Annotated in this window: 21 protein-coding genes and 1 pseudogene; 8 read left to right on the top strand and 14 right to left on the bottom strand. The window is 65.7% G+C overall.

Going from position 1 to position 23,441, the window contains the following annotated elements:
• Positions 1–262 precede the first annotated feature (262 nt).
• Positions 263–2,452, top strand: a complete 2,190-nt coding sequence (locus tag GH815_RS17300; protein ID WP_153749992.1) for a S8 family serine peptidase — start codon at positions 263–265, stop codon at positions 2,450–2,452.
• 577 nt (positions 2,453–3,029) lie between these two features.
• Here GH815_RS17300 and GH815_RS17295 read toward each other — a convergent pair.
• The 13 genes from GH815_RS17295 to GH815_RS17235 all read right to left on the bottom strand — a co-directional run bounded on the left by GH815_RS17295 (position 3,030) and on the right by GH815_RS17235 (position 13,157).
• On the bottom strand, positions 3,030–5,612 hold the full coding sequence (locus GH815_RS17295) for a VapE domain-containing protein (RefSeq protein ID WP_153749991.1): 2,583 nt from the start codon (positions 5,610–5,612) through the stop codon (positions 3,030–3,032).
• A gap of 8 nt (positions 5,613–5,620) precedes the next feature.
• Complete coding sequence (locus tag GH815_RS17290) at positions 5,621–6,940, bottom strand: ATP-dependent DNA helicase (protein ID WP_153749990.1); 1,320 nt, start codon at positions 6,938–6,940, stop codon at positions 5,621–5,623.
• Entirely contained in the window at positions 6,937–7,686 is a 750-nt protein-coding gene (locus tag GH815_RS17285) for a hypothetical protein (RefSeq protein WP_153749989.1), read from the bottom strand. The genes GH815_RS17290 and GH815_RS17285 overlap by 4 nt, the downstream gene beginning before the upstream one ends.
• Entirely contained in the window at positions 7,683–8,480 is a 798-nt protein-coding gene (locus GH815_RS19305; protein WP_153749988.1) for a hypothetical protein, read from the bottom strand. The genes GH815_RS17285 and GH815_RS19305 overlap by 4 nt, the downstream gene beginning before the upstream one ends.
• The gene (locus tag GH815_RS17275) at positions 8,477–8,692 is read right to left on the bottom strand and encodes a hypothetical protein (protein ID WP_036731917.1); all 216 of its coding nucleotides are present in this window, start codon (positions 8,690–8,692) and stop codon (positions 8,477–8,479) included. Before GH815_RS17275 ends, GH815_RS19305 begins: the two co-directional genes overlap by 4 nt.
• 10 nt (positions 8,693–8,702) lie before the next feature.
• The gene (locus GH815_RS19065; protein WP_036731919.1) at positions 8,703–8,930 is read right to left on the bottom strand and encodes a DUF6511 domain-containing protein; all 228 of its coding nucleotides are present in this window, start codon (positions 8,928–8,930) and stop codon (positions 8,703–8,705) included.
• 140 nt (positions 8,931–9,070) lie between these two features.
• Positions 9,071–9,274 (bottom strand): hypothetical protein, encoded by a 204-nt coding sequence (locus tag GH815_RS17265; protein ID WP_343030942.1) that lies wholly within the window; start codon positions 9,272–9,274, stop codon positions 9,071–9,073.
• A 106-nt stretch (positions 9,275–9,380) separates the two neighbouring features.
• Positions 9,381–10,160 (bottom strand): hypothetical protein, encoded by a 780-nt coding sequence (locus GH815_RS17260; RefSeq protein WP_153749987.1) that lies wholly within the window; start codon positions 10,158–10,160, stop codon positions 9,381–9,383.
• A 22-nt stretch (positions 10,161–10,182) separates the two neighbouring features.
• Positions 10,183–11,040 (bottom strand): ATP-binding protein, encoded by an 858-nt coding sequence (locus GH815_RS17255; RefSeq protein WP_153749986.1) that lies wholly within the window; start codon positions 11,038–11,040, stop codon positions 10,183–10,185.
• 104 nt (positions 11,041–11,144) lie between these two features.
• Positions 11,145–11,627 carry a hypothetical protein gene (locus tag GH815_RS17250; protein ID WP_153749985.1) on the bottom strand — a complete coding sequence of 161 codons (483 nt, stop codon included), beginning with the start codon at positions 11,625–11,627 and terminating at the stop codon, positions 11,145–11,147.
• A 35-nt stretch (positions 11,628–11,662) separates the two neighbouring features.
• On the bottom strand, positions 11,663–12,016 hold the full coding sequence (locus tag GH815_RS17245) for a hypothetical protein (protein ID WP_153749984.1): 354 nt from the start codon (positions 12,014–12,016) through the stop codon (positions 11,663–11,665).
• Positions 12,010–12,276: a helix-turn-helix transcriptional regulator gene (locus tag GH815_RS17240; RefSeq protein WP_153749983.1), complete on the bottom strand. Its 267-nt coding sequence runs from the start codon at positions 12,274–12,276 to the stop codon at positions 12,010–12,012. The genes GH815_RS17245 and GH815_RS17240 overlap by 7 nt, the downstream gene beginning before the upstream one ends.
• 197 nt (positions 12,277–12,473) lie before the next feature.
• Positions 12,474–13,157 (bottom strand): hypothetical protein, encoded by a 684-nt coding sequence (locus GH815_RS17235; protein ID WP_153749982.1) that lies wholly within the window; start codon positions 13,155–13,157, stop codon positions 12,474–12,476.
• Positions 13,158–13,273: 116 nt separating this feature from the next.
• Here GH815_RS17235 and GH815_RS17230 point away from each other — a divergent pair, with 116 nt between their 5' ends.
• The 5 genes from GH815_RS17230 (at position 13,274) to GH815_RS17205 (ending at position 17,791) form a co-directional block, all read left to right on the top strand.
• Positions 13,274–13,951, top strand: a complete 678-nt coding sequence (locus GH815_RS17230; protein WP_153749981.1) for a LexA family transcriptional regulator — start codon at positions 13,274–13,276, stop codon at positions 13,949–13,951.
• Between the two features lie 20 nt (positions 13,952–13,971).
• Positions 13,972–15,300 (top strand): AbiJ-related protein, encoded by a 1,329-nt coding sequence (locus tag GH815_RS17225; RefSeq protein ID WP_153749980.1) that lies wholly within the window; start codon positions 13,972–13,974, stop codon positions 15,298–15,300.
• A gap of 315 nt (positions 15,301–15,615) precedes the next feature.
• Complete coding sequence (locus tag GH815_RS17215) at positions 15,616–16,068, top strand: DUF2924 domain-containing protein (RefSeq protein WP_153749978.1); 453 nt, start codon at positions 15,616–15,618, stop codon at positions 16,066–16,068.
• Positions 16,065–17,390: a recombinase family protein gene (locus tag GH815_RS17210; protein WP_153749977.1), complete on the top strand. Its 1,326-nt coding sequence runs from the start codon at positions 16,065–16,067 to the stop codon at positions 17,388–17,390. The genes GH815_RS17215 and GH815_RS17210 overlap by 4 nt, the downstream gene beginning before the upstream one ends.
• Complete coding sequence (locus GH815_RS17205; protein WP_153749976.1) at positions 17,387–17,791, top strand: hypothetical protein; 405 nt, start codon at positions 17,387–17,389, stop codon at positions 17,789–17,791. Before GH815_RS17210 ends, GH815_RS17205 begins: the two co-directional genes overlap by 4 nt.
• A 24-nt stretch (positions 17,792–17,815) precedes the next feature.
• On the opposite strand, the gene GH815_RS17200 is transcribed toward GH815_RS17205, so the two are convergent.
• Positions 17,816–18,787, bottom strand: coding sequence for a hypothetical protein (locus GH815_RS17200; protein ID WP_153749975.1), 972 nt, complete (start codon positions 18,785–18,787; stop codon positions 17,816–17,818).
• 118 nt (positions 18,788–18,905) lie between these two features.
• Between GH815_RS17200 and GH815_RS17195 the strand changes: the two genes are divergently transcribed.
• Together GH815_RS17195 and GH815_RS17190 are read left to right on the top strand one after the other, a co-directional pair.
• Entirely contained in the window at positions 18,906–22,166 is a 3,261-nt protein-coding gene (locus GH815_RS17195; RefSeq protein WP_153749974.1) for a site-specific DNA-methyltransferase, read from the top strand.
• A 4-nt stretch (positions 22,167–22,170) separates the two neighbouring features.
• Positions 22,171–23,364 (top strand): annotated as a pseudogene (locus GH815_RS17190) (DEAD/DEAH box helicase); the annotation flags it as partial.
• Positions 23,365–23,441 lie beyond the last annotated feature (77 nt).

Below are 23,441 nucleotides of genomic sequence, written 5' to 3'. Positions count from 1 at the left end.
TCTGGTCTAGCAGCTTGAAACTACAGCGCTTTCAGGCGCACGCAACTTTTCCGGCCGAATTGGACGAATAAGCCGGGTTGAGGTAGCAGGTTCGATCGGTGATTTCGGCGCTGCCGTCGCCCGGATCGATGGGCTTGAATTTCTAGCCGACGAAGAACTTATTCTTGATCCGGATGACGACTTTGGGGTGCGCGAGACACGCCAAGGCCGCGCCCCAGGAATCCGAGACGATAAGCCAATCGCAGGCCGTCTCTACCTGGCAATGCCTGATGTGCAGGCGCTGCGGCACTTGCTCTCGCTCTGGCGGCTCTTCGAAAACGGGCAAGCCGCACCACGTGGTTTCGCGCCATGGTTCGAAGTTTTCGAACACCTACATGCTCTGCGTGCTTGGGGTCCCGAAGACCGCATACCTAGCGAGACAATACAGTACCTTGAGGAAGAGCTAGCCGCACAGGGTGACGACGCTGTTGTCCGGGTCGAGATAGAGCTGTGGTACGCGGCAACCGACGCCAAGCGAAGAGCCGCGAAGGCGAGTTTTGAGCGGGCGGTTGCCGAGGCCGAAGGGATAATCGTCGATCAGTCAGAGATCGGAGCTATCGGATACATCGGTCGCCTCGTTGATTTACCCGCTACCGAAGTCCGCCGCTTGATCGACAGAGAGGAGGTCAACCTCGCGATCTGCGACGACGTGATGATGGTCCGACCGCAATCGACGGTCGAGTTTCCCGTTGCGGTCGACGCACTGGATGAGGCACTTCCCGCGCCGCCGACCAATCCCGATCCACAGCTTCCTCCGATTGCGGCAATCCTTGATGCGATGCCCGTTCAGAACCATGCTCTCTTGGCACGGCGGCTGTTGCTGGACGACCCGGACGATTTTGACGCTCTGAGCATCGTGGCGGAGCGCAAGCATGGAACAGAGATGGCATCTCTGATCCTGCATGGTGATCGCCATCTTAACGAGGAACCGCTGCCACGGCCGATCTACTTTCGGCCTGTCCTGTACGCGCCTGGCGGCGGAGGCAATGAACGCCCTCTGCGTGACCGTCTCCTCCTCGACCTGGTGTACCGAGCCGTACTTCGAATGAAGGAAGGCGACGCAGAGGGCGCAGCAACTGCGCCCAGCGTCTTCATCGTCAATCTGTCACTCGGTGATCGGAATCGCCCATTCTCTGGCCCCATGAGCCCATGGGGCAGGCTTCTCGACTACCTATCGGAGAGGTTCGGCATTCTGTTCATGGTGAGCGCTGGAAATGTGACGGAGCCACTCACCGTTCGGGACTTCGCGGGACTGATCGAATTCGAGAACGCGTCGGCCGAGGCTCGAGAAGCGGCCATTCTTCGAGCGCTCGCGGAGCAACAGGCGACAAGAACTCTCTTGTCTCCCGCGGAGGCGCTCAATGCCATCACCGTTGGCGCGTGGCATGAGGACGGCGCTCCTCCTGCGAATGGCGCTGCGGTCTTCTCCCCATTCGCGACTGAGCCTGGCCCAAACATTACGTCGGCGCTTGGCCTGGGGCATCGAAAGGTGGTCAAGCCGGACCTATTCATGCCCGGAGGGCGCGAGCTCGCACGCGTCGTATCGAATGGTGGCAACGGCGTGAGTCTGCGACCTGTTCCACCAGGTCGGCTGTACGGCTTGCGTTGTGCGAGCCCGGACGCCGGAGGCGATCTTGCGCGCGAAGGCTACAGTTCGGGGACCAGTGCAGCGACAGCCCTCGCGACAAGGGCCGCACACAGGATCTTCGATGCCCTCTCTGATCCGGACAACGGCAATCTCTTGGAAGATGTCGATCCGTCCTTCTACGGCGTGATTGTCAAAGCGCTGCTCGTTCACAGGGCTGGTTGGGGAGGTATTGGGGACCTGCTCGATCAGACCTGGCAACCACAAGGGCAAGGCACGCATGTCGTTCGGCGGGACGGCATCGCGCGCCTTCTCGGCTATGGCCGCCCTGCGGTGCAGGAGGCCATGGAATGTGCAACAAATCGCGCGACGATGGTCGGCTACGGCGAGATCCCCGCGGGTGAGCAGGCAGCCTTGTACCGCATCCCACTCCCGCCAAGCCTTGAGCGCGTGCGTGAGCCACGAGCGCTTACGGTTTCTTTGGCGTGGTTCTCCCCGGTCAATATCCGCCATCAAGCGTACCGAAGAGCCAAACTCGAGATCGCCCCCGAAAACCCCGAGACACGTTTCGGCGTCAAGAGGGTGCCGGGCCAGCCGTCCGACAAGGCAGTGCCCCGTGGATCTTTGTTTCACGTTCGCTATTCAGGCGAACGAGCGGTGGCGTTCGTTGACGGCAACACCTTGGCACTTCGTGTATTCTGCCGCGAGCAAGGCGGCGCTCTTGATCAGTCGATCCGCTATGGGCTGGCCGTCACCGTCGAAGCGGGTGAAGCGATCCGCGTCTATGAGGAAGTCCGACAGGCTCTAGGCATTCGACCGCGGGCCTGAATGTCGGCTTTGCGTGGATGACTTGAGGACCATGGGAAAGCTTGAGACAGATCAACGCCTCAGGGCACTCTGGAATCAGAAGACGAGCCCTGTGGTGCTGAGACGAGGAGGAAAGGGTCAGCTCCTGCGAGCTCGACTTCCTTATAGCGAGGACAATCGTCGGTGGCTTCAGGACGGCCGACGAAGCAAACCGAATTGGTCGGATGAACATAAATGCTGGGAACTGCCGAAAGCGTGGTTCAATGGGTTTGTTGAGCGAGCGCTGCGGCGATATGGTGAACTGTACATCATTCAGCCGTACCGCGAGCAGGAGAAGTGCGCTCCAGCCTGCCTGAACGCCACGGGTCATGAATGCCAGTGTTCATGTATGGGGGCGAACCACGGTGCCGGCAACGATGGGAGCTGGTTCGAAGTGTCCGAAGCATTCGCAACGAGATGGTGCGAGCAACACCTCGCCTGCAGAAAGCTTGTTCTGAAACGATAGGCGCATGGCTGACGAGCGGCATTGCTCGCACGAAAATTGGCAGCCGCAACATTTGATCCGAACAGCTGGAGAAAGACAATCTTGGGCGATGTATCATCGCCGATACCGCCACTCCCGCGGCGCCTCGCGCCCGCCCTCGTCGCGCCGCCGGTACCGCTCCCAGCCGTTCGCCTTAAGGTAGGCCGAGACGCGCATCTGGTCGCCGCGGGTCCAGCGGGCGGGTTCAAGCCCGATGGCCTCCTCGAGGATCTCGCCGACCGATACGTCCCTCAGCGGCTCGGGGCGCGGCACGCTCTCGGTGCGGGAGCTGCCGTAGTCGGGGAAGCCGTCCGAGACGGTGCGGATCTCGTGCGTGAGCCAGTGTTCGATCAGGTCGTCCCAGGCGTCGGACTGGTAGCGGCGGTCCTGTTCCTCGCGGGCTTCGGCTAGCAGCGCCGGGTCGTCGATCCACCAGATCGCGCCGGCGCGGAAGCGGTGGACGGCCTCGGCCCATAGCTGGTCCCGGTCGCGGGCGAGCGCCGCGATGTCGATGGTTCCGCAGCGGAGCGGCCAGAACCGGCGGTTGCCGGTCTCGTCGCGCAGATAGGTGTCGGGGTTCACGGTGCCGGCGAAGACGCACTGGCGCGGTACCTCGACGGTGTAGCGGCCATACGGCGGGCGGAAGCGGTCGGTGGTGCGGGTCAGGAACGCCTTGATGCGCGAGACCTCGGCGCGGCCGATGGCGTCGAGCTCGGCGATCTCGACGATCCAGACGCCCTGCATGTGCAGCGCCGCGTCCTTCGAGCCGAGTTCCGGCAGCTCGTCGGTGAACCATTCCTCGCCGGCCAGCACCTTGATCGCCGTGGACTTGCGCGCACCCTGCGGCCCCTCGAGGATCAGCATGTGGTCGGCCTTCACGCCGGGGCGATAGATGCGGGCGACGGCCGAGATCAGCCAGAGCGCGCCGATGGTGTGATGGAACGCCGTCCGCTCGGCGCCGAGATAGGCGCTTGTCCAGGTCTCGATCCGGGGCGTGCCATCCCATTTCAGGGTGTCGAGCCAGTCGCGGACAGGATGAATGCGCAGCTCGCGAGCGACGGCGCCGACGGCGCGGCTCACGACCACCGGCGCCACGTTGATGCCGCGCAGCTGCAGCCATTCGGCGGTGCGGATGTCGTCGGCGTCCTCCCAGGGGCGCGGGAGGGAGGCGATTCCGGCGTCCCACGGCAGCGGCTGGCGCACCACGATCTCCTGCCCGAACTCGTCGAAGGCGAGAACCCCGGCGAAGCCCGGATCGGAGGTCAGGGCGACGATGACGTTGGCCTCGTTGCGCTCGGGCGCGCCGGCGAGGTCGAGCCGCAGGCGCCTGAACCAGGCGGGCTTCGGGATCGGCGCGTGCGGGTCGCCGGTGGCGTTCACGCGGCGGCGGAGCTCGGCCAGCTGCTGGGTCAGGACCGACATGCCAATACCGGTCGCGGACTTGATCCGTGCGATGACCTGCCGCTCGGGCAGCGGGTCGAGCTTTGCCAGCGCGATGCGCCCGAGCAGTGTGGACAGGGCTTCGAACTCGGGCGGATTGGTCAGGGCCTCGGCCGCGGCGATCAGGGTCGCGGGATCGTCGGAGGTTGCGACGATGGGCGTAGCCGTCTCTGGGTCGACCGGATCCGCGGCCTGCGGCTCCAATGTAGTGTCCGCGTCGCGCGTGTAATCCTCGGCGCGGGCGCCACGCTGCAGATCGTCGTTGAAGTCGTCGCCGTGGAGCGGCGCGACGATCTCGTTCGGGATGTCGGCGCGGTTCAGACGGTCCGAGAGCGTCGCTCCCGCCTGGCGGCCGGCGTCCCCGGCATCTGCGTAGATGGTGGCGCGCCGGGTGCCCTCGGGCCATTGGAACCGCGCCAGACCGTCGGCCGACAGCGCTGCCCAAACCGGTGTGCCGAAGAGCGCGTGGGCAGCGAGCGCCGTCTCGATACCCTCGGCGATGCCGATGTGGCCGTCCTCGGACATCGGGAAGAGCCGGACCACGGCATCCTTCACGCTGCCGAGCATCTTCTTGCCCGGGGGCGCCTTGGCGCTGCCGTCGTCGAGCAGGAACGTGCGATGGATACCTGGCGCGCGCTCCCCGTCCGGCAGCCGCAGGATCGCGATCAGGCCGGGCCAGCCGCGGCAACTGTCGAAGTCCGGAAGATCGGGGTGGAACAGCAGGTCGGGCGAGCCGGGATCCGACAGCCCGCGACCGCGCAGGTAGGTTTCGCCTGGCGTGCCCGCGAGCGGTACCGCCCCGCCGACAAGACGCGCGATCTCGGCCGAATGGTCCGGGCGTGCGCGCATGGTCGACGACGGCGCTGACCGCGGCGCGGGATGGTCTATCCCCGCCAACCGCGCCGCCTCGTCGAAGAGCGCGCCGTCGCAGAGCCCTGTCGCCTGCGCGATCAGGTCGATGGGACCGGCCCGCTCGCCGGTGGCGTAGTCGAAGCCCCAGCCGGCATAGGGCCCGTCGAGATGGATGGTGCAGGAGCCCTCCTTGCGCGGCGAGCGCCCTGAGAGGTCCGCGCATCGCAAGGAACGAAGGTCGCGCGCCAGCCGGGCCTCGGGGAACAGCCCCGGCAACCAGTCGGCGGCCGTGCAGGCGAGCCGCTCCTTCACCGCAGCCAGATCGTGCCGGGTCTTCGGGACCGCGATGTCATTGAGGTCGATCATCGCGCCCCTCAGGCCAGGAGGACGAGCCCGCGCTCGGCCCGGGTGATCGCGGTGTAGAGCCAGCGGCGCCGGTCGGTCTCCGTGCGACCCAGCCCGTCGTCCCAGACGATCACGTTCTCCCACTGCGACCCCTGCGCCTTGTGCGCGGTGATCGCCCAGCCGAAGGTCGCCTCGGTCAGCAGGCGCTTCTCCTTGTAGTCGCGGTCATGGCGCTTGTCATCATAGGCGACGTGGTCCTCGAAATGCCCCTTGTAGATGCGCAGCCGGCCCGGACGCCCGTCCTCATAGAGCTCGCCGATGTGGCGCCCGTCCTCGTCGTGGACGACTGCGGAGAAGTAGAGGCTGCCCTCGTCGACGATGTCCTCGAGCGTCACGAACATGCCGTTGATCAGCCCCAGATCGTTCTGGTTCTTGAGACAGATGATCTTCTCGGCCGGCCCCGTGGGTAGCCAGGTCCCGCCGAGACCGGCGGCCGCGCGCATGGCGTTGTTGATCTGCAGCCGCGTGGCGTTCAGCCCGCAGATCAGCTGGCCGCCGCGCAGCGCCTGTTCCGGCGTGATGTCGCCCTTGCGGAGCTTCGCGACATGATCGTCGTAGACGCCGAAGCCGATGGGCCGGCCTTCGCGCGCCATGGTGGCGAGGCGGATGATCGCGCTCTCGGCCGCCTGGCGGTGGATCTCGGTCAGCATCACGTCCGGCTCGTCGCGAGTGAAGGCGCCTTCGCCCCGGATCGGCGGCAACTGGCCCGGATCTCCGAGGACGAGGATCGGCTTGCCGAAGCTCATCAGGTCGCGCGCCATTTCCTCGCCGACCATCGACACCTCGTCGAGCACGATCAGCCGGGCGTCGGCCGCGTCGCTCTGCGGGTTCAGGGCGAAGCGCGGGTGCTTCATCGCCGAGAGCCCCTGGCGCATCGCCTCGATCGCGGCATCGGCCGTGGTGCGCGCGAACCCGGTGAGACGGAGGGCGTCGCGTTCGGCCAGCGCGATCTTTCGGGCGGCCTCCTCGATCTCCTCCTCGGTCGACTCGATCACCGAGTAGATCAGGCTGTGAATGGTGCGCGCGGGCGTGCCCTTGCGGGTCAGCACCAGCGCGGCCTTGCCGGTGAAGGTGGCGGTGACCACGCCGGGCACGCATCGGCCGTCCCGCGCGCTGCGGTGGGGCGAGAGGCCGAGCTCGTCGAGCGCGAACTTCAGGACGGTGCTCTTGCCCGACCCGGCATAGCCGAAGAGGCGGAATACCTGCTGCTGCTCGGTTCGGGTCTCGAACCACTCCTTGATCTCGCGGATCGCGGCGGCCTGGGTGGCGGATGGGGTGAACTCGGTCATGGCTGGGGCATCTCCACTGCGTAATCCTTGACGATCCCACCGCGGGTTGGATCGCCCACCTCGCACTGGCGGACGAAGACCCGGCGCCCGTCGGCGAGCTGCCGCCAGTGACCGCGTCGGATATGCCAGCGCGGGCTGGCGTGACTGCCGCCCTGCGGCGGTGTCGCTGCCTGAAGGCGAGCCGGATCGATGGCGACCTGACGCCAGACCCAACCGCGTACGCCCTCACGGGACAGGCGGGACCGTTTCGCAAGCGACACCTTGCGGTCGCGGATGTCCGGGGACGCGCCGAGGATGGTCAGCGCGCGCCAGACGATGCCGGCGGCGACTTCGCCGTGACCGCGGACCGTCTCGTCGCTCAGCTCGGCCGGGTTGCCCTCGATCTCCGCCTTGCCGTCCGGATGCATCCAGACCCGCACCAGGCAATCCGTCCAGCCGCGCGGCGCCCGCTTGCGCATGAGGAACGTGGCCTCGACGATGTCGCCGTCGGCGCGGGCGCAGACGATCAGGCCCGAGGGAGACGCGCGCTGCTCGCGCACCTCGAAGATCACGGACGGGTGCGGCAGCCGAAGCGGGCCGGTAAAAACCCGGGTCATCGCGCGGTCGACGCTGTCGCCATCGAAGGCGGCCTGATCGTCGAAGAAATAGATCGGCGCGAACTCCGCCGCTCCGAGAAGGTCGGAGCACCAGAACCGCTCGCGATGCGCGCGCACGATCCGCTTGAGCTCATAGGCGTCGGGGATCATCGCCGCTCTCCCCAGCACCGTTTCGCCCAGGCGCAGGGGGCATGCCACTTGCCGGCCGCCATGCCGCCGCGGCAGAGGACTGCGGTGGCCTCGGCCGCCGCGCGCGGCAGCCATTCTCCCGCCTCGGAGGCTCGCACCACGGCAACGGCGCGGTCCGACATTTCCTGCGCGAGATGCGCGTCGAAGGGCACGAGCTCGGCGTGCAGCTCCATCGTGTCGCGGTTCAGCGCGGTGAAGAGCGCCGGGGCCGGCAGCTCCATGTAAGCCTGATAGAGCGCGATCTGGGCGGCGTAGACGGGGCGCGCGAGGCTGACGCCGCGCTTGACCACATCCTTCCAGCTGGCCGCGCCGAGCGCCTTGTTCTCCCAGAGCGCGGGATAGTCCATCGCGACCGGGCCTGAGACGAAGCAGCCGTCGATATGGCCCTTGAAGCGCCCGCCGAGGGCTTCAAAGCCGAACTGGCGGCCGTCCGGACGCTCGGTGCGCAGGTCGAACCCGGCGATCCGGAACCAGCCCGCGACGATGTCCTCGGCCCGGTGGCCCGCCTCGAAGATGCGCAGCGTGCGTGGTGCGAACTCCTGGCCTTCGTCCTTGGGCACCGCGAGGAAGTCGTACTGGATCTGGCGCAGGCAGTCGCGGCCGAGACCCGAGGAGCTGACATAGGTGCGCGGACGCTCTGCGCGGTTGCGCGCGGACAGCGCCGTGTCGATGGCCGTGGACACGGCTTCCGCAATGGGCGGGCGCGGCGCGTCGGCGCCGTAGAGGCAGCCCGAGCCATGGTTCAGGTCGATCATCGCTCGCGCTCCCAGAACCCGCCGGCCTGCGCGATGCAGGTCAGCTTGTGGAACTGCGCGTCCGTCAGCCGGGTGCTGTCGCCGAACCGCGCGAGCTTCTCGCGGAGGCTGTCGCAGAACTCGATCTCGAAATCGGTGACGGCGTTCTCGGTGGCAGCTTCGAGCAGGTGCTTCCAGCTGCAGGACGGGGTGTCGTCGTTCAGGTCGATCATCGCCGCGCTCCTAAAATGGGATCGGGTCGTCGAGGACCGTGCCGGTGCGCTCCTTGCGCGCGGCCTGCTCCTGCATGCTGTCGATGTAGCCGGTGACCGCCGCCTCGATCAGGCGGTCGATGTCCTCGGCGCTGCGGTGGAAGAAGGGCTCCATAAGCCCGAGGTCGGTGAGCGCTTCGGCGAAGAGCGTCCGCGCGTCGCGGATCGCACGGGCCTCGCGCGCGGTCTTGTCGATCATGCCGTTATTCCTTTGGGCGATGGCGCTGCCCACGTCCTGACAGCGGCGCGAGCAGAAGCGGTGGTAAGGGTGGCGATCCCAGCGGAGGCCGTGGCAGTAGCCGAAGCCGCGCGCCTCGCGGGCGCAGACGGCGCAGATCGCTACCCGAGCAAGAAGGTCGCGATCGGGTCGTCGGGCGGCCAACCCGCCTTCTGGAGCTTTTCGGACTGCAGCACGATCCAGCGCGAGATCGCGTTGCTGGCCATGGCTTCGAGGTCGCCGAGGCCGAGGCTTGCGATGGGGGCGTGCAGTCTTCCTCGGGCCTCGAGCCATCGTCCGATCTCCAGCGCGGCCTCGCGCGTCACATGCGCCTGCCATTCATCCGGGGTCGTCGGCCCGGCAGGATCGCACCGGGCCTCGGGCTGCGGCGAAGGCCGGTTTGGCCTCCGCCGCGAAACTGCCGACCGCGCCTCAGCCATTGAGCCAGGCGGGCATACCGGTCGCCGGCGCTCCGCTCGGCGCGGCAGGCGGGGTCGCCGGCGGCTGCTGGGCGGGCGGTTGCTGCGGGGGCTGCTGCGGCGTGGGCGGCTGCGCGCCCCATGCCGGAGCCGCCGCCGCCGGGGCTTGCGGTTGCGCCCCCCATGCCGGCGTGGGCGCCTGCCAGCCCGGCGCTGGCGCGCTCGCGGCCTTGCGCGGCGGGGCGTTGACGGGCTCCGGGGGAACGGCTTCGCCGCGCATGATCGGTGCGTGCTGCGGCTCGTCGGGCAGAACGACGTTCGCGATCCGGTTCTGGTCGCGGTATTGCGGGTTCGAGGCGGGCTCCACCATGATCCGCGCGGCGAAGACGATGCCGTCGAGATGCTTGAGCCCGGGCAGCACGCGCTTGGCCTTGGCGTCGGGGCTCTCATCCATGGGATCGAGCCCGAGAGCGCTGTCGACCATCGCCCGAAAGGTGGACTTCGAGATCTTCCAGCCGATCGACTGGCCCTTCTCGTCGACCTTGCCGCCCGCCACCGTGAAACTCTGCCAGAACTTCCGCCGGGCATGCGGGCCCTCGAGGATGGTGAACTCGCAGTCCAGCATCTTCGCGTCGCTCGACTGCGAGGCTTTCAGGAGCTTAGCGTCCATCTGCGTGGCGCCGTCGACGCCGCCGGGGCGCACGGTCAGGCGGACCTTGGCGAAGGTGCCGTCGGGGATCAGCTCGCCGATGGGGGCCATCTGCGGCTGGGCGTCGTTGAGATCGTAGCTCATGGATCTGTCCTTTGCGTCTGGATCAGGAAGGGCTGGCGGAATGGGCGGGCGCGCGGCCGTCGATCTTCGCGATCAGCGCGCCGAGATCGGGCGGCTCGGTCGTATCGAGGCGGCCGGAGCGGTCCTTGGCGGGAAGGCCCCAGGGGTTGCCGGAGCGGCAGACGAGGCGGCGCTCGGCGGAGGTCTCGTCGAGGGTCCAGTCGCCCTTGGCGTCACGGCCGAAGAGCTGCATCGAGACCACCTGGTCGACGATGCCCGGCAACTCGCGCCCGGCCTTCGTGCCCTCCATCTGCGGCTGCCAGGTCGTCGCACCGAACTCGTCGGTCACCTTCTCGAGCACGCCGACGAAGATCACCGTCTTGCCGCGGGCATGTTGCAGGTGCTTCAGCGCCTGGATCACCTCGCGGCCGAGCAGCCCGTAGGCGCCGCGGACATCCGGTTTGCCGGTCCGCTCGGAGAAGGCCTCCGGCTGCTGGCGGGCATAGGCCATCGCCTGCCGCGTCAGATCGGTGATCGAGTCGACGAAGACGATCCGCTTTCGCGCGAGGAAGTCCTCGATGCCGGTGCCGAGATACTGCTGCTGCAGCCAGGCGTGATACTCGGCGCCATACCAGGACTTCGGATGCTGCGCCGGGTCGTGCCCGCCGATCAGCACGGCGAGGTCGCGGAAATCGGTGAAGCTGCGCACCGGGATCGAGTCCCCGCGCCAGTCCTGCACCGATTTCATGCCGGCCTCGAGGTCGAGACAGACGGTGTCCTCGGCGGGCAGCGTCTTCAGGAGCGTCGTCTTGCCGACGCCGGGCGGGCCGAAGATGGCGAGCGAGGTCTTGTTCTCGGCGGCCGAGAGCCGTTCGTCGGCGGTGATGATGCGGAAGGCCATGGGGTTCTCCGGGGTTTGCGTTCAGGGGGCGCGGCGGCGGGGGTGACCGGGTGCCGAAGGGGAACCTGCCCGGCGTTGCCGACCGGGCGTCCCGCCGCCGCGCGTCACCGGTCTCGAGCCTCGAGCCGGAAGACGGGTTTGCCGGTGGTCTCGCTGCGCGCGTTCGCGAAGCCCTCTCGCATCGCCGCGGGCCAGGCGCCGAAGCGCCGCTCAGGCACGCGGTAGGCGATCTCGAGATACTCGGTCGGGTCGTCGCCCGCGGCGCGGATCCGCTCCGCCATCGCGGCGAGCCGGTCCTGATCCCAGGAGACTTTCTTGGGCAGGTCCGCGACGATCACGACGCCGTCGTCCTCGACCCGCACGGTGCCGCTGGTCTTGCCCTGCGCGGCCCGCTCGGCCGCGACGGCGGCCGCGTAGCGCTGTGCGATGCCGGCCTCGAGCCGGTCCCGCAGCCGCTTCACGCGGGCGGTCTCGGCGAGCGCCGTCGTCTGCAGGTCCAGCAGCATCTCGGGCGGCAACGCCGCGATGTCGCCTATGGCGAGACCTTCGAGGTCGTCGAATTGAGGGGCGTTGTCGGGGTGCGGCATGGTGGGGTCTCCGTTAGAAGGGAATGGCAGGGCCATCACGCGGCCCGCTCTTCGAGGAGCAGCGCCGAGAGCGAGGTAGCGGCGGCCTTCGGTCTGGGCCGGGCGACGGCGATGTAGGCAAAGCGGTCGGGGCCCACGCGCTCCTGCATGAGGTGGACGAGGCCCTTCTCGAAGGCGCCCAACGCGGCCTGACCGAGATCGGCAAGCTGACGGCGTTCGGGCTCGGGTAAGGTCGAAATCACCGGCGTGACATCGATCCCGAGAAAGCCGCAGTGGTACTCGATCCTGGCGCCAGCTTCGGCCTGCGCGATCCAGGCGTAGAGCTCGACGTCGGTGAGCTTCGGCATTGCCACGCGGGCGCCGAAAGGGATCGCGGCGACCATCAGCATACCCGTGCGGCCCGCGCGGGGTCCGCGGTCAGACGGCGGGGCGCGTGGCCGGCGCGCGCGACGGCGTCGCTGATCTTCAGCGCACGCTGAAGCTGGCTCTGCTCGAAGGCTTCGACGTCGGCGAGCCGGTAGAGCACGCGCCCACCGAGCTTGAGGAAGGCCGGTCCCTGGCCGCTGTATCGCCAGCGTTCCAGCGTCCGGTGGGAGATCCCCCAGCGCCGGGCCAGCTCCTTCTGGTTCAGGCAATGCCTCTGCAGCATCGGTGTCTCCTCTCGTTGTCGAGGAGAACATGCGAAATTCCGCAGTGGGATGTCGTCAGGATCGGCGGGGGATGCGGAGGGGGATCAGTCAGCCCTTTCAGGACTGGTGTTTGGCCGCTGGCGGGGCGCCGTCATCCCCCACCATCCCTCACTCATCCCCCTCCCGGTCCCACAGAGGCCGAGCGGCAGGGGATAGGTCAGTCGAGATTCAGACGGTAGCCGCCACGCCGGTCGGAGCGGATCAGATGCCGCCAGTCCTTCTGCGACTTGAAGACGTCGGCCATGCGCAGGCTTTTCGAGCCCGCGCGCGACAGGATCGCCTTGCCGTTCTGCCAGGGCGCCCCGGCCTGCGCCGCCTCGTGCAGCGCGCGCACGACTTCCGCCTGGATCGGGCCCAGCTTGAACCGGCATCCGTTGCAGCGGACTTCAAAGTAATCGACCGAGTGGATGAAGGTCGCCTCCTCCATCGGCTGTCCGCCCGGCGAGAACCCGGTCTCGATCTCGAAACGGTCGCGTTCATCTCGCCTTAGAAGGAGGTCGCCGATCATGACGAGGACGGGCTTCGCATCGCCCCAGGTCGTCGCGTAGTCGGCCTTCGGCGTCCGGAAGCTCTCGAGATGGACCTCGCCACACCGGAAAAGTTGGAACACATCGCGGGCGTGGAGATCGAGCAGGCCGCTGTGGTAGCTTTGCTCCCACGGCACCTTGTACGGCTCGCCTCGCTCGTCCTCCTCGATGTCACCGAACTCCATGGGCACGCCGAACACGCGCACCGACAGACGCAGCTTGTCGTTCTCGGCAAGGTAGATCAGGTCCGCTTCCGTGATTTGCCACCGCTCGAGGATCTCGGGGAGCGTGAAGTACGATTTATCGATGTGCATTCACTGCCCTCCGCGCCGATTCCCGTGTAAGATGTTTACCTTATGTTCTTATTCGCTTGACGGGCTTCGATCAATCCGATTTTATCCTATTTCATCCACAGATGGGTGGGGATGACATGACCGAGCACCACACGCTTTCCGACCGCCTCAGAGCCCGGGCCAATCAGCTCGGCATCAGTCCTGCCCACGTCGCCGAGATGGCCGGCGTGAACCGTTCCTTCGTCTACGACATCCTCCGTGGCCGTTCAGCCCGCCCCGGCATAGACCGGCTGGCAGAGGTCGCCCGCGTGCTGAAGGTCGATCGCGACTGGCTGATCCACGGCATTGGCGAGGTGGAGGGGAAGCCCCCCTTCTTGGACAATCCTGACGACGCCTTCGTGGCCATCGCCCACGCCAACCCGCGCCCGGCAATGGGCGGCGGAGCGGTCGTGACCGAGGACGGCGACACGCCCGGTCGCGTCTACCACTTCCGGCGCTCCTGGATCCGGAACAGCCTCAAGGCCAGCCCGTCGCAGCTGCGCATCATGCATGTGGAGGGTGACAGCATGGCCCCGACACTGCTCAGCGGCGACGCGGTGCTGGTCGACATGACCCGCCGCGCGCCCAACCCGCCCGGGATCTTCGTTCTGGACGACGGGATGGGGCTGGTCGCCAAGCGGCTCGAGCACATCCCGAACAGCGACCCGCCCGCAGTGCGCGTCATCTCCGACAACAAGCACTACCCCGAATACGAAAGAACGGCCGACGAGATCCACATCGTCGGCCGCATCCGTTGGTTCGCGCGGGAGTTATAGCTGTGGCAGGTGACGGAGAGTTGGATGATCTGTTCGAGCTGGCGGGCTGCTGCTTTCGGGATGCCATGAGGGCCGTCGATATCGAGGCATTCTTCTCCAGACGCGACATCCCACTTGCAGAAGGGACCAGCAAGAAGACGGTTGCACAGAATACCCTTGCAAGCCTTCCGCCAACAAAGGCGCTGGCTCTGGTCCTCGAGTTTGCACGAGAACGGCGCGATATTGGCCTACAGGACCGGGTGTACCTCCTGCAGGACAAGGACCAAACGGAGATCTCCGCGATCACTCGCGACCGGGTGGCCGATCGCCTTGGTGCCGGGATCCATGGACAAGGCATTCGTCCGGACGTGATCGAGGAGCTATTCGATCTGAGTTCGCCTGCGGACTTCTTCGACGGCCCCACCAAGATCGAAGAGCTCAGACAACACGCGACTGGCGCGGCCTCGTTGTGGAACGCGAAGGAGGTCTTCGAATTCATCGGGGCCATAACATGTCCTTCGAGGAGGTTCGCGCAGCTGATCGAGACCGTTCTGGATCCCCGGTTTCGTGATGCCGACGACCAGGCTGCGCTGGCAGCGGACTTGACCCGCATCCTGCAGCTCGATGGTTACGAGGTTGCTCAGACAGGAGAGGTCTCGGGCCGCGCAACATTCTCGGTACGCCCCGTTCGCCGCGGCGTCGACGGGCGGCCGAAGAACCTGATCTTCGCTTCCAACGGACCAAAGCCGAGGCTCGGGTTCTCGGATGCGATCGACAACGAAGTCGTCGTGCTCGAGCATGCCGACAGCTGCCTCATTTACGAGCGCCCCATCGGCAATGGGTTGTCATGGCTCGACCTGGTCCGTTGGTGGATGGAGCAAAAGGGGCTCGCCGACCTCGCTGAGGCACGCACCAGCCTCGGGCGGCGTCTACTTGCTTCGCTTGACGACGGTCCTGAGCAGGAATTCTTCAAGGCGTACTTCCGCAATTTCGCTGAGCGACTTGGAGACCAGCTGCCGGCGCTCATCCCGCAGGTTTACCTGCACTACGATCCAGAGATCGCGAGGCGTCTCGCGGACAAACGCGTTCTGTTCCGGCAGCGCATGGACTTTCTGATGCTCTTGCCTGGCCGACAGAGGATCGTCCTCGAGATTGACGGCAAGCACCACTATGCGAAAGGTGAGCGCGCCGATCCCGGTCTGTACGCCGAAATGGTTGCGGCTGATCGAAACCTTCGCCTCCGCGGCTACGAGGTGTTTCGATTCGGGGGCTCGGAATTCTCTCACCCGAAGGGATCGATGCAGGAATCTGTCGACGAGCTTGTGAAGTCATTCTTCGAGGAGCTGTTCGTCGTCCATCGGGTAGGATAGAGCATCCCAAGAACACCGCAGAGTTACGCAGCACTCCCCTAAGCATCTGAAAGTAATTGTTTTCGGGGTGCGTGCGGGTAGCGTTTCTCCCATGAGAAACGCGCCGACATATCCGCGGCTGGGCTCGAACCCGCTGCCGCCCGACCAGATGACCCCCGCCGAGCGACGCGCCGAACTGTGTAGACTGCTGGCGCTCGGGCTGGTCCGATTGCGGCTGCGGGAGCGCGGTGAACCTTCTGACGAGACTGGAGAAACTCGCCTACACTCTCCGGCCGACCGATGCCGTCATGCAACTCCAACTGACCGGAGAACCGCATGACGACCCACGATCCCATTCCCGCCCGCCTGGCTGCGCTGAAGACCGCCACGACGCTGGAACTGAAGGCGCAGTGGCGCGACCTGTTCGACAGCGAGCCGCCGCCGTTCAACCGACGCTACCTCGAGAGCCGGCTGGCCTATCGGATCCAGGAGCTGGCCTATGGTGGCCTGAAGCCCGAGACGATCCGGCGGCTTGAACGGCTGGGCGAAGAGCTCGACGGCGGCGACCGGAAGAAGAGCCGGATGCGTGCCGACACGATGCCCATCGCCGGCACGCGGCTGATCCGCGAATGGCAAGGTGTCGAGTACATCGTCACCGTCACCGCCGACGGCTTCGAATGGCGGGGACGGCCCTACAAGTCGCTGTCTGCCATCGCCCGTGCCATCACCGGCACGCGCTGGAACGGCTGGGTGTTCTTCGGCATGAAGAACCGGAGTGCGCGGAAATGACGAAGGCGCCGGCAAAATCAGGAATGATCCGCAAACAGCGTTGCGCGATCTACACGCGCAAATCCTCCGAGGAAGGGCTGGAGCAGGAATTCAACTCGCTCCACGCGCAACGGGAGGCCTGCGAAGCATTCATCGCCAGCCAACGCTCTGAGGGCTGGGTGCTGGTCCGCGATCAGTATGACGACGGCGGCATCTCCGGCGGCACGCTGGAACGCGCCGGACTGAAGCGCCTGCTGGAAGACATCGAGGACGGGCTGGTCGACGTGGTCGTGGTCTACAAGATCGACCGCCTCAGCCGCTCGCTCGCCGACTTCGCCAAGCTGGTCGAGGTGTTCGACCGCAACGGCGTGACCTTCGTCTCTGTCACGCAGTCATTCAACACGACCACCTCAATGGGTCGGCTGACGCTGAACATCCTGCTCTCGTTCGCGCAGTTCGAGCGGGAGGTGACGGCCGAGCGCATCCGCGACAAGGTCGCTGCCAGCCGCAAAAAGGGCATGTGGATGGGCGGGGTGCCGCCCTACGGCTATCGGGTCGAAAACCGCAAGCTCGTCATCGACGAAGAAGCCGGCGACCACGTCCGCTGGATCTTCGCCCGATTCCTCGAGACCGGCTCGGGGACGGAACTGGCGCGCGAGGTCGGCAAGCGCGGCATCTGCACGCCGCGGGGCAACCGGATCGACAAGAAGTACCTCTACCGGATGCTGAACAACCGCGCCTATATCGGCGAGGCGGTCCACAAGGGCGACAGCTACCCCGGCGAGCACGACGCGATCATCGACCGCGAGACATGGGACCGTGTCCACACCATCCTGCAGGAGAGCCCGCGCAAGCGCGCGGCCCGCACACGCGCTGATACGCCCGCGCTGCTGAAGGGACTGCTGTTCGGCCCCGATGGCGCAGCGTTTTCGCCGACGCACACCCGCAAGGGCGACAAGCTCTACCGCTACTACGTCAGCCAGACGGTGTTGAAGCATGGGGCCGGATCATGCCCTGTCGGCCGCGTACCAGCCGGCGAGGTCGAGGCCGCCGTCATCGACCAGCTGCGCGCCGTGTTCCGCCAGCCCGAGATCGTTGCGGGGACATGGAAGGCGGCGCGCGCCCACGCCGACGACATCACCGAATCTGACGCCCGCGCGGCCCTGCAACAACTCGACCCGCTGTGGGACGAGCTGTTTCCTGCCGAACATGCCCGCATCGTGGCGCTGTTGGTGGAGCGGGTCGACATCGGCGTGGGCGGGCTCAACGTGCGCCTACGCGTCGACGGACTCGGCGGTCTAGCCCGTGAGATGCTGGCCGGTGGAATCGGAGAAGCTGCATGACCCGCTGGGCTCCGATCCCCGAGACGGTCACGCTCCACGTCCCGTTCCGCCTCGTGAAACGTGGAGGTCGGAAGGAGGTGCAATTGCCGGAGGGCGCCGCGCAGCCGAGGCGGACCGACAATACGCTCGTCAAGGCGCTGGCCCGTGCCTTCCGCTGGAAGAGGATGCTGGAGTCTGGCGAGTTCGCGTCGATTTCCGAACTGGCTGAGCGAGAGGGCATCGCCTTCACATACATGGCGCGGTTGATGCGCCTGTCGCTGCTGGCCCCGGAAATCGTGGATGCCATCATGGACGGCCGCCAGCCTGAGAGTGTTACGCTCGCGAACCTGATGGATCCCTTCCCGCTCGACTGGAAGGAACAGCAGATGCAATTGCTGCAACGCGGAACGAGCGAGCGGTGACGTCAGACATCATCACTGCAGCGTTCACGTCCAGATTTCGCCGGCTCGGGTCGTGAAGGCTTTCTTGGCCTCGACATCTGCGACGAACTCAGACCACAAGTCCTTGCCCAGCTTTCGACGCGCGAAGGCGCCTGCCATTGTGAGAAACGCCTTGAGCACAGCGTGCAAGTCTTCCACGTACCCGGAAAGGATCGTCTCGGTGCCGGAGCCGTATGCGAGAAAAAGCGCCTCGCGATAGTTCGCCTTGCCGCGGTAGCGGGCTGCCTGGTGAACAAAACCCATAGACCTACGCTTAAACCACTCGTCCCGCAGTGCCCTCGCGTCTTTCGAGCGGAAGTTGCTGACGCCCAACTCCTTGAAGGCGCGATTGCCTTTCAGGTCCTCCTCCGTCTTCCACGCGTACCACTTCGCAGATCCCGACAGATACCCGGCAGCGGCACCCAGCGCGTCGTCCTTCGTTACCGGGCGCGTCTGGAGCTTCCCGGTGCTGCCATTGCGCAGTGCATCTACCTCTGCCTTGTAGGTCTTCTCCACGAGACTGCTCACTCTCCAGCTGAACGGCGCCATGGCAAGATCGCGACTTGCGATCTGCTCGTCCCACAGCCGCGCCGTTCCCGCATGATCCTCCTGGAAAGACCCGGATTGCGCGGCGGTCATCGCGCTCGCGGCGTTGGCGATGCCGTAGTACCAGGCCAGCACACCGACGCGCGCGTAGTCCGCCGCCGTCGTTCCGCCTCTGAACTGGTCGAGGGCGGAAAGATGATGGAGCCCGAGGAAAAGTTGCTCAAGCACGGTGTTCTCGACCCGGATATCCATCTTCCGCTTCCCTTCTTTCCCGTAGAAGGCAGTCGCCGTCCCGAAGTCGATCCCTTCGTCCTCCGCAAGGATTCGCAGTGCACGCATCCAGTTGACCGTCGACGGCAGCGCGAACTGCGGATCCGGCTTGCCGTCCGGCTCGTTGATGGTGCCCTGTTTGATGATGCGGTCGTACAGCATGGTTTCTCGATCTGAAATGGTGGCGTGCCGCGCCGAAGTTCGGAATCGGGCGTGCAAAACAAAGACTCGCGCGATAGTCTTCTGGAAAACAAGCCCTTTTCGTGAGTGCCCTTCCCGCATGTCCGACAGTCTGACCGACCTGATCCTTTCCCTCATGCCCGAAGATGGCTCCTCCATCGGCAACGGCGCGATGATGGCGCTGCTGCGTGAGCGTGTGCCGGACCTGACCGATGACGACTACGCCGCCGCGCGCGATGCGCTGGTCGATGACGGGCTTCTGACCCGTGGCCGTGGGCGGGGCGGGTCGATCATGCGGGTGGTCGATGCCGACGAGGATGAGGATGACGGCGAGGAACCCTGGGACGAGGATACCGACGACGACGGGTTCGAACTGACGCCGACCGACGAGCCGGCGCCGCGGCAGCGTGCCACCTCTCGCGGCAAGAAGGCGGCGCGCAAGCCCAACGGCCCTACGCAGGTGCTCAGCTACCGCCACGGCGAGACCCGGGTGAACAACCCCGAGGTCGGGATGGTCCATGCAGGCACCGATCCGGACGGCGAGAAGACGATCTGGGCCTATGACCCGCATCTCGACCCGGTGCTGAACTTCGACAGCGCGCGGGCGGGGATCGAACGGCTCATCGACGATGCACTGGCCAGTGACGATCCCGAGCGGATGAAGGACGCGCTGCAGGAGCTGAAGCGGCTACAGGCACCCTATCTGAACTGGACGGGCAAGGCGGAGCGGACGAGCGTCGAGGTCGATACCGTCTCGCTCCATGTCCACGAACGGGTGGACCCGGCGACGATCCTCGCCAATGCGGCCAGGCGGCTGAAAGGCAAGGAATCCGCAACGCAGTGGCGGCAGCCGGACCTGTTCGCGGCGCCGTTCGAAAACCTGCCGCTTCGCCAGGCGCTGGACTTCTACCACCACGAAAAGGGCTGGTCGAACCGGCTGGTGGCGGGCGACAGCCTGCTGGTGATGAACTCGCTCCTGACCAAGGAGAGCATGGGCGGCAAGGTGCAGATGATCTACATCGACCCGCCCTACGGCATCAAATACGGCTCGAACTTCCAGCCCTTCACCAACAAGCGCGACGTGAAGGACCGCTCGGACGCCGACCTCACCCAGGAACCCGAAATGATCAAGGCATTCCGGGACACCTGGGAACTCGGCATCCACTCCTACCTCACCTATCTGCGCGACCGGTTGTTGCTGGCTCGAGAACTGCTGAGTGAAAGCGGGTCGGTTTTCGTGCAGATCGGCGATGAAAACATCCACTTGGTTCGAGAAATTCTCGATGAGGTGTTCGGCAACAGCAACTTCATCGCTCAGATTCAGGTCAAGAAGTCGGGCGGATCGACCGGCGCTCTGTTGTCCGGTGTTACCGACTTCGTTCTCTGGTTCGCCAAAGACAAAGGACTTGTGAAGTACAGGCCCCTGTACGTTGAGAGAGACGCCGAAGGCAAAGGAGGGGGTTACAGGCTCTTCCGCGACAAGATCGGAAAGACCTCTCCGGCGACGGAAGCCCAGCTACGCAAAGGATTGAACAATGAAAACGGCCGTTTGCTGCAACTAATCACCCTGACCAGTCAACGACAGGGCCGTGATACAAGCGTTGGCTCTGCAATGGGATTTCCAATCGAATTTCGAGGCCAAAAGTTCTTTCCCGCCTCAGGTCGCGGTTGGACGACTACGCAAGAGGGTATTTCAAAACTCGAAAAGTGTGAGAGGATAGCCATTAGCGGAAAGAATCTCCGCTACGCGCGATACTTTGACGATTTTCCAGTCCTGCCGACAACCGACTTCTGGGATGACATGCAGTCCGGAAGCGCGATGGACAAACTATATGTCGTCCAAACAAGCGAACGCATAGTCCAACGCTGCCTCCTGATGACCACCGATCCCGGCGACCTCGTGCTCGATCCGACCTGCGGCTCCGGCACCACCGCCTTCGTCGCCGAGAAATGGGGGCGGCGCTGGATCACCTGCGACACCTCGCGCGTGGCAATCACGCTGGCCAAGCAGCGGCTGATGACCGCCAGTTTCGACTATTACGCCCTGCGCTATCCGCATGAGGGGCTGAAGGGCGGCTTCGACTACGAGACGGTGCCGCACATCACGCTGAAGAGTATCGCCAACAACTCCGACATCGACACGATCTACGACGAGGGCCACCCGAAGATCGCGGCGGCGCTGGCCGACCTCAACGCCGCACTTGCCGCCGCCCCGCCGAAGCCCCTCAAGCCCGCTCAAGGCGTGCGCAAGGGCAAGCCGGTGGACTTCGCCAAGGGCGATACTCTGCACGAATGGGAGGTGCCCTTCGACCGACCCGACGATTGGCCCGAGGTCGCCCGCGCGCCTTTCGACGCCTTCCACGCCGCTCGTCAGGCGATGCAGCGCCGCATGGATCAAAGCATCAGCGACCATGCCGAGCAGGAGACGCTTTACGACAAGCCCCGCATCGACCGATCAAAGCTGCGCATCTGCGGGCCCTTTTCGGTCGAGGCGGTGCCCGCGCCGACCGTCCTGTCGCTGGACGAAAGCATGCCGCCTCAAGAGGCCGACGAGACCGTCGCCCGCTCAGGCGAGACCTCGCGCCAGTCGCTGTGGCGCGACGAACTGCTCAAGACCGGCGTGCGCGGCAAGGGCGGCGCCATGCTCCGCTTCGCCGAGTTCGAGACGCTGCCGGGGCTGCGCTACCTCCACGCCAGCGGATCGCTGGCCGAGACGGGCGAGCGCGTCGTCGTCAGCTTCGGCCCCGAGCACGCGGCGCTGGAGCAGAGGCAGGTGGAACTGGCGCTGACCGAGGCCGAGACCCTGCGCCCGTCGCCCAAGTTCATCCTGTTCTGCGCCTTCACTTTCGACCCCGAAGCCGCCAAGGACATCGACGAGGTCAACTGGCCCGGCGTCACGCTGCTGAAGGCGCAAATGAACACCGACCTGCTGACCGAGGATCTGAAGAAGAAGCGCGCCTCGAACCAGTCCTTCTGGCTGATGGGCCAGCCGGACGTGGAGCTGCGCAAGCGCAAGGATGGACTGTGGGAGGTCGAGGTGAACGGCTTCGACTATTTCGATCCGAAGGCCGGCGACCTCGTGTCCGGCGGCAAAAAGCAGATCGCGATGTGGTCGCTGGACGTGGACTACGACAACCGCTCGCTGATGCCGCACCAGGTGTTCTTCCCCATGGCGGACGCGAAGGGCGGCTGGAACCGCCTTCGCAAGACCGTGCGGGCGGAGCTGGACGAGGACCTGCTCGAACAGTTCCACGGCACCGTCTCGCTGCCCTTCGAGGCGGGCGAGAACCGGCGGATCGCGGTCAAGATCGTGGATGACCGCGGGATCGAGTCACTCAAGATCATGCCGCTCGAGGGATAGACCCATGTCCCTCATCATCAACACGCCATTCGAGTCCCCCGCGCAGCATTGGGTCGAGGGCAAGGGCGGCAAGCTGGAGATCAAGCCCGAGCGGCGGCCGGCAAGCTACGAGGTCTTCGACGCGCGCAACAACACTAAGCGCACCGAGGTGCTGGACCTGGTGAACACGATCCGGGCGCGCGTGGATCAGTGGCGCGAGGATGGCTGGCCGGGCGTCACCATCGTCACCCGCAAGCTGCTGGAGCACTGGTACGACCGCGATGCGCGCCAGTACCCGTTCTACTTCTGCCAGCTCGAGGCGATCGAGACGCTGATCTGGTGGGTCGAGGGCGCCGAGGCCTACAAGCAGGGGATCGCGATCCCCGGCGACGGAGGTGCGTGGGAGCGGCTCTGCAACAAGATGGCCACGGGCGCGGGCAAAACCACGGTGATGGCGATGATCATTACCTGGCAGGTGCTGAACGCGCTGACCTATCCGAAGCGGAACAAAGACTTCAGTCGCGCCGTGTTCATCGTGGCGCCCGGCCTGACCGTGAAGGAGCGGCTGCAGGTGCTGCTGCCCAGCGAGGGCAGCTACTACGACGAGTTCAACCTGTGTCCGTCCGAGGCTCTGCGGCAGAAGCTGAACCAGGCCGAGGTTCTGATCGAGAATTGGCACTCGCTGATGCCGCTGAAGGAAGCGGACCGCTCGGTGGTGAAGAAGGGGCGCGAGTCCGACGAGGCCTTCACGCGGCGGGTGCTGGGCAAGCTGGCGGCGCACAAGGACATCATCGTCATCAACGACGAAGCGCACCACGCCTACCGCAAGCCGCCCGAGGTGAAGATCAGCAAGAAGGCGGCCGCGGAACAAGGCATCGACCTAGACGAAGCGACCCGCTGGATCGAGGGTCTGGACCGCATCCACAAGACCCGGCGCATCCAGCGCTGTTTCGACCTCTCGGCCACGCCCTTCGCCCCGACAGGGAAGAAGAGCACCGACACGGCGCTGTTCGACTGGATCGTCTCGGATTTCGGGCTGAACGACGCGATCGAGGCCGGGCTGGTGAAGACACCGCGGGTCGTGGTCCGCGACGATGCGGTTCCGGATGCGAAGACGCTGCGCTCGAAGCTCTATCACATCTACCGCGACCCATCCGTCTCAGAGGACTTGAATCGCGCCAAAGCCGAACCCCACGAGGCGCTGCCCAAGCTGGTCCAGGGTCGTGTCTCGGAATTGGTGGAAATTTGAAGGCGGCGTAATCTCCGGGTGAACATCCACCCACCCATCCGGCGGCG

The sequence above is a fragment of the Rhodovulum strictum genome, assembly GCF_009649175.1.
GTDB classification, from domain to species: domain Bacteria; phylum Pseudomonadota; class Alphaproteobacteria; order Rhodobacterales; family Rhodobacteraceae; genus Rhodovulum; species Rhodovulum strictum.
Note: the sequence above shows the minus strand (reverse complement) of the source record. Positions and strands in the feature narration are given on the sequence as shown.

Bases quoted from the DNA above. Each gene is read 5' to 3' on its own strand.
- GH815_RS17300 (WP_153749992.1), top strand. From the start codon at position 263: ATGCCTGATGTGCAGGCGCTGCGGCACTTGCTCTCGCTCTGGCGGCTC.
- GH815_RS17295 (WP_153749991.1), bottom strand. From the start codon at position 5,612: ATGATCGACCTCAATGACATCGCGGTCCCGAAGACCCGGCACGATCTG.
- GH815_RS17290 (WP_153749990.1), bottom strand. From the start codon at position 6,940: ATGACCGAGTTCACCCCATCCGCCACCCAGGCCGCCGCGATCCGCGAG.
- GH815_RS17285 (WP_153749989.1), bottom strand. From the start codon at position 7,686: ATGATCCCCGACGCCTATGAGCTCAAGCGGATCGTGCGCGCGCATCGC.
- GH815_RS19305 (WP_153749988.1), bottom strand. From the start codon at position 8,480: ATGATCGACCTGAACCATGGCTCGGGCTGCCTCTACGGCGCCGACGCG.
- GH815_RS17275 (WP_036731917.1), bottom strand. From the start codon at position 8,692: ATGATCGACCTGAACGACGACACCCCGTCCTGCAGCTGGAAGCACCTG.
- GH815_RS19065 (WP_036731919.1), bottom strand. From the start codon at position 8,930: ATGATCGACAAGACCGCGCGCGAGGCCCGTGCGATCCGCGACGCGCGG.
- GH815_RS17260 (WP_153749987.1), bottom strand. From the start codon at position 10,160: ATGAGCTACGATCTCAACGACGCCCAGCCGCAGATGGCCCCCATCGGC.
- GH815_RS17255 (WP_153749986.1), bottom strand. From the start codon at position 11,040: ATGGCCTTCCGCATCATCACCGCCGACGAACGGCTCTCGGCCGCCGAG.
- GH815_RS17250 (WP_153749985.1), bottom strand. From the start codon at position 11,627: ATGCCGCACCCCGACAACGCCCCTCAATTCGACGACCTCGAAGGTCTC.
- GH815_RS17245 (WP_153749984.1), bottom strand. From the start codon at position 12,016: ATGCTGATGGTCGCCGCGATCCCTTTCGGCGCCCGCGTGGCAATGCCG.
- GH815_RS17240 (WP_153749983.1), bottom strand. From the start codon at position 12,276: ATGCTGCAGAGGCATTGCCTGAACCAGAAGGAGCTGGCCCGGCGCTGG.
- GH815_RS17235 (WP_153749982.1), bottom strand. From the start codon at position 13,157: ATGCACATCGATAAATCGTACTTCACGCTCCCCGAGATCCTCGAGCGG.
- GH815_RS17230 (WP_153749981.1), top strand. From the start codon at position 13,274: ATGACCGAGCACCACACGCTTTCCGACCGCCTCAGAGCCCGGGCCAAT.
- GH815_RS17215 (WP_153749978.1), top strand. From the start codon at position 15,616: ATGACGACCCACGATCCCATTCCCGCCCGCCTGGCTGCGCTGAAGACC.
- GH815_RS17210 (WP_153749977.1), top strand. From the start codon at position 16,065: ATGACGAAGGCGCCGGCAAAATCAGGAATGATCCGCAAACAGCGTTGC.
- GH815_RS17205 (WP_153749976.1), top strand. From the start codon at position 17,387: ATGACCCGCTGGGCTCCGATCCCCGAGACGGTCACGCTCCACGTCCCG.
- GH815_RS17200 (WP_153749975.1), bottom strand. From the start codon at position 18,787: ATGCTGTACGACCGCATCATCAAACAGGGCACCATCAACGAGCCGGAC.
- GH815_RS17195 (WP_153749974.1), top strand. From the start codon at position 18,906: ATGTCCGACAGTCTGACCGACCTGATCCTTTCCCTCATGCCCGAAGAT.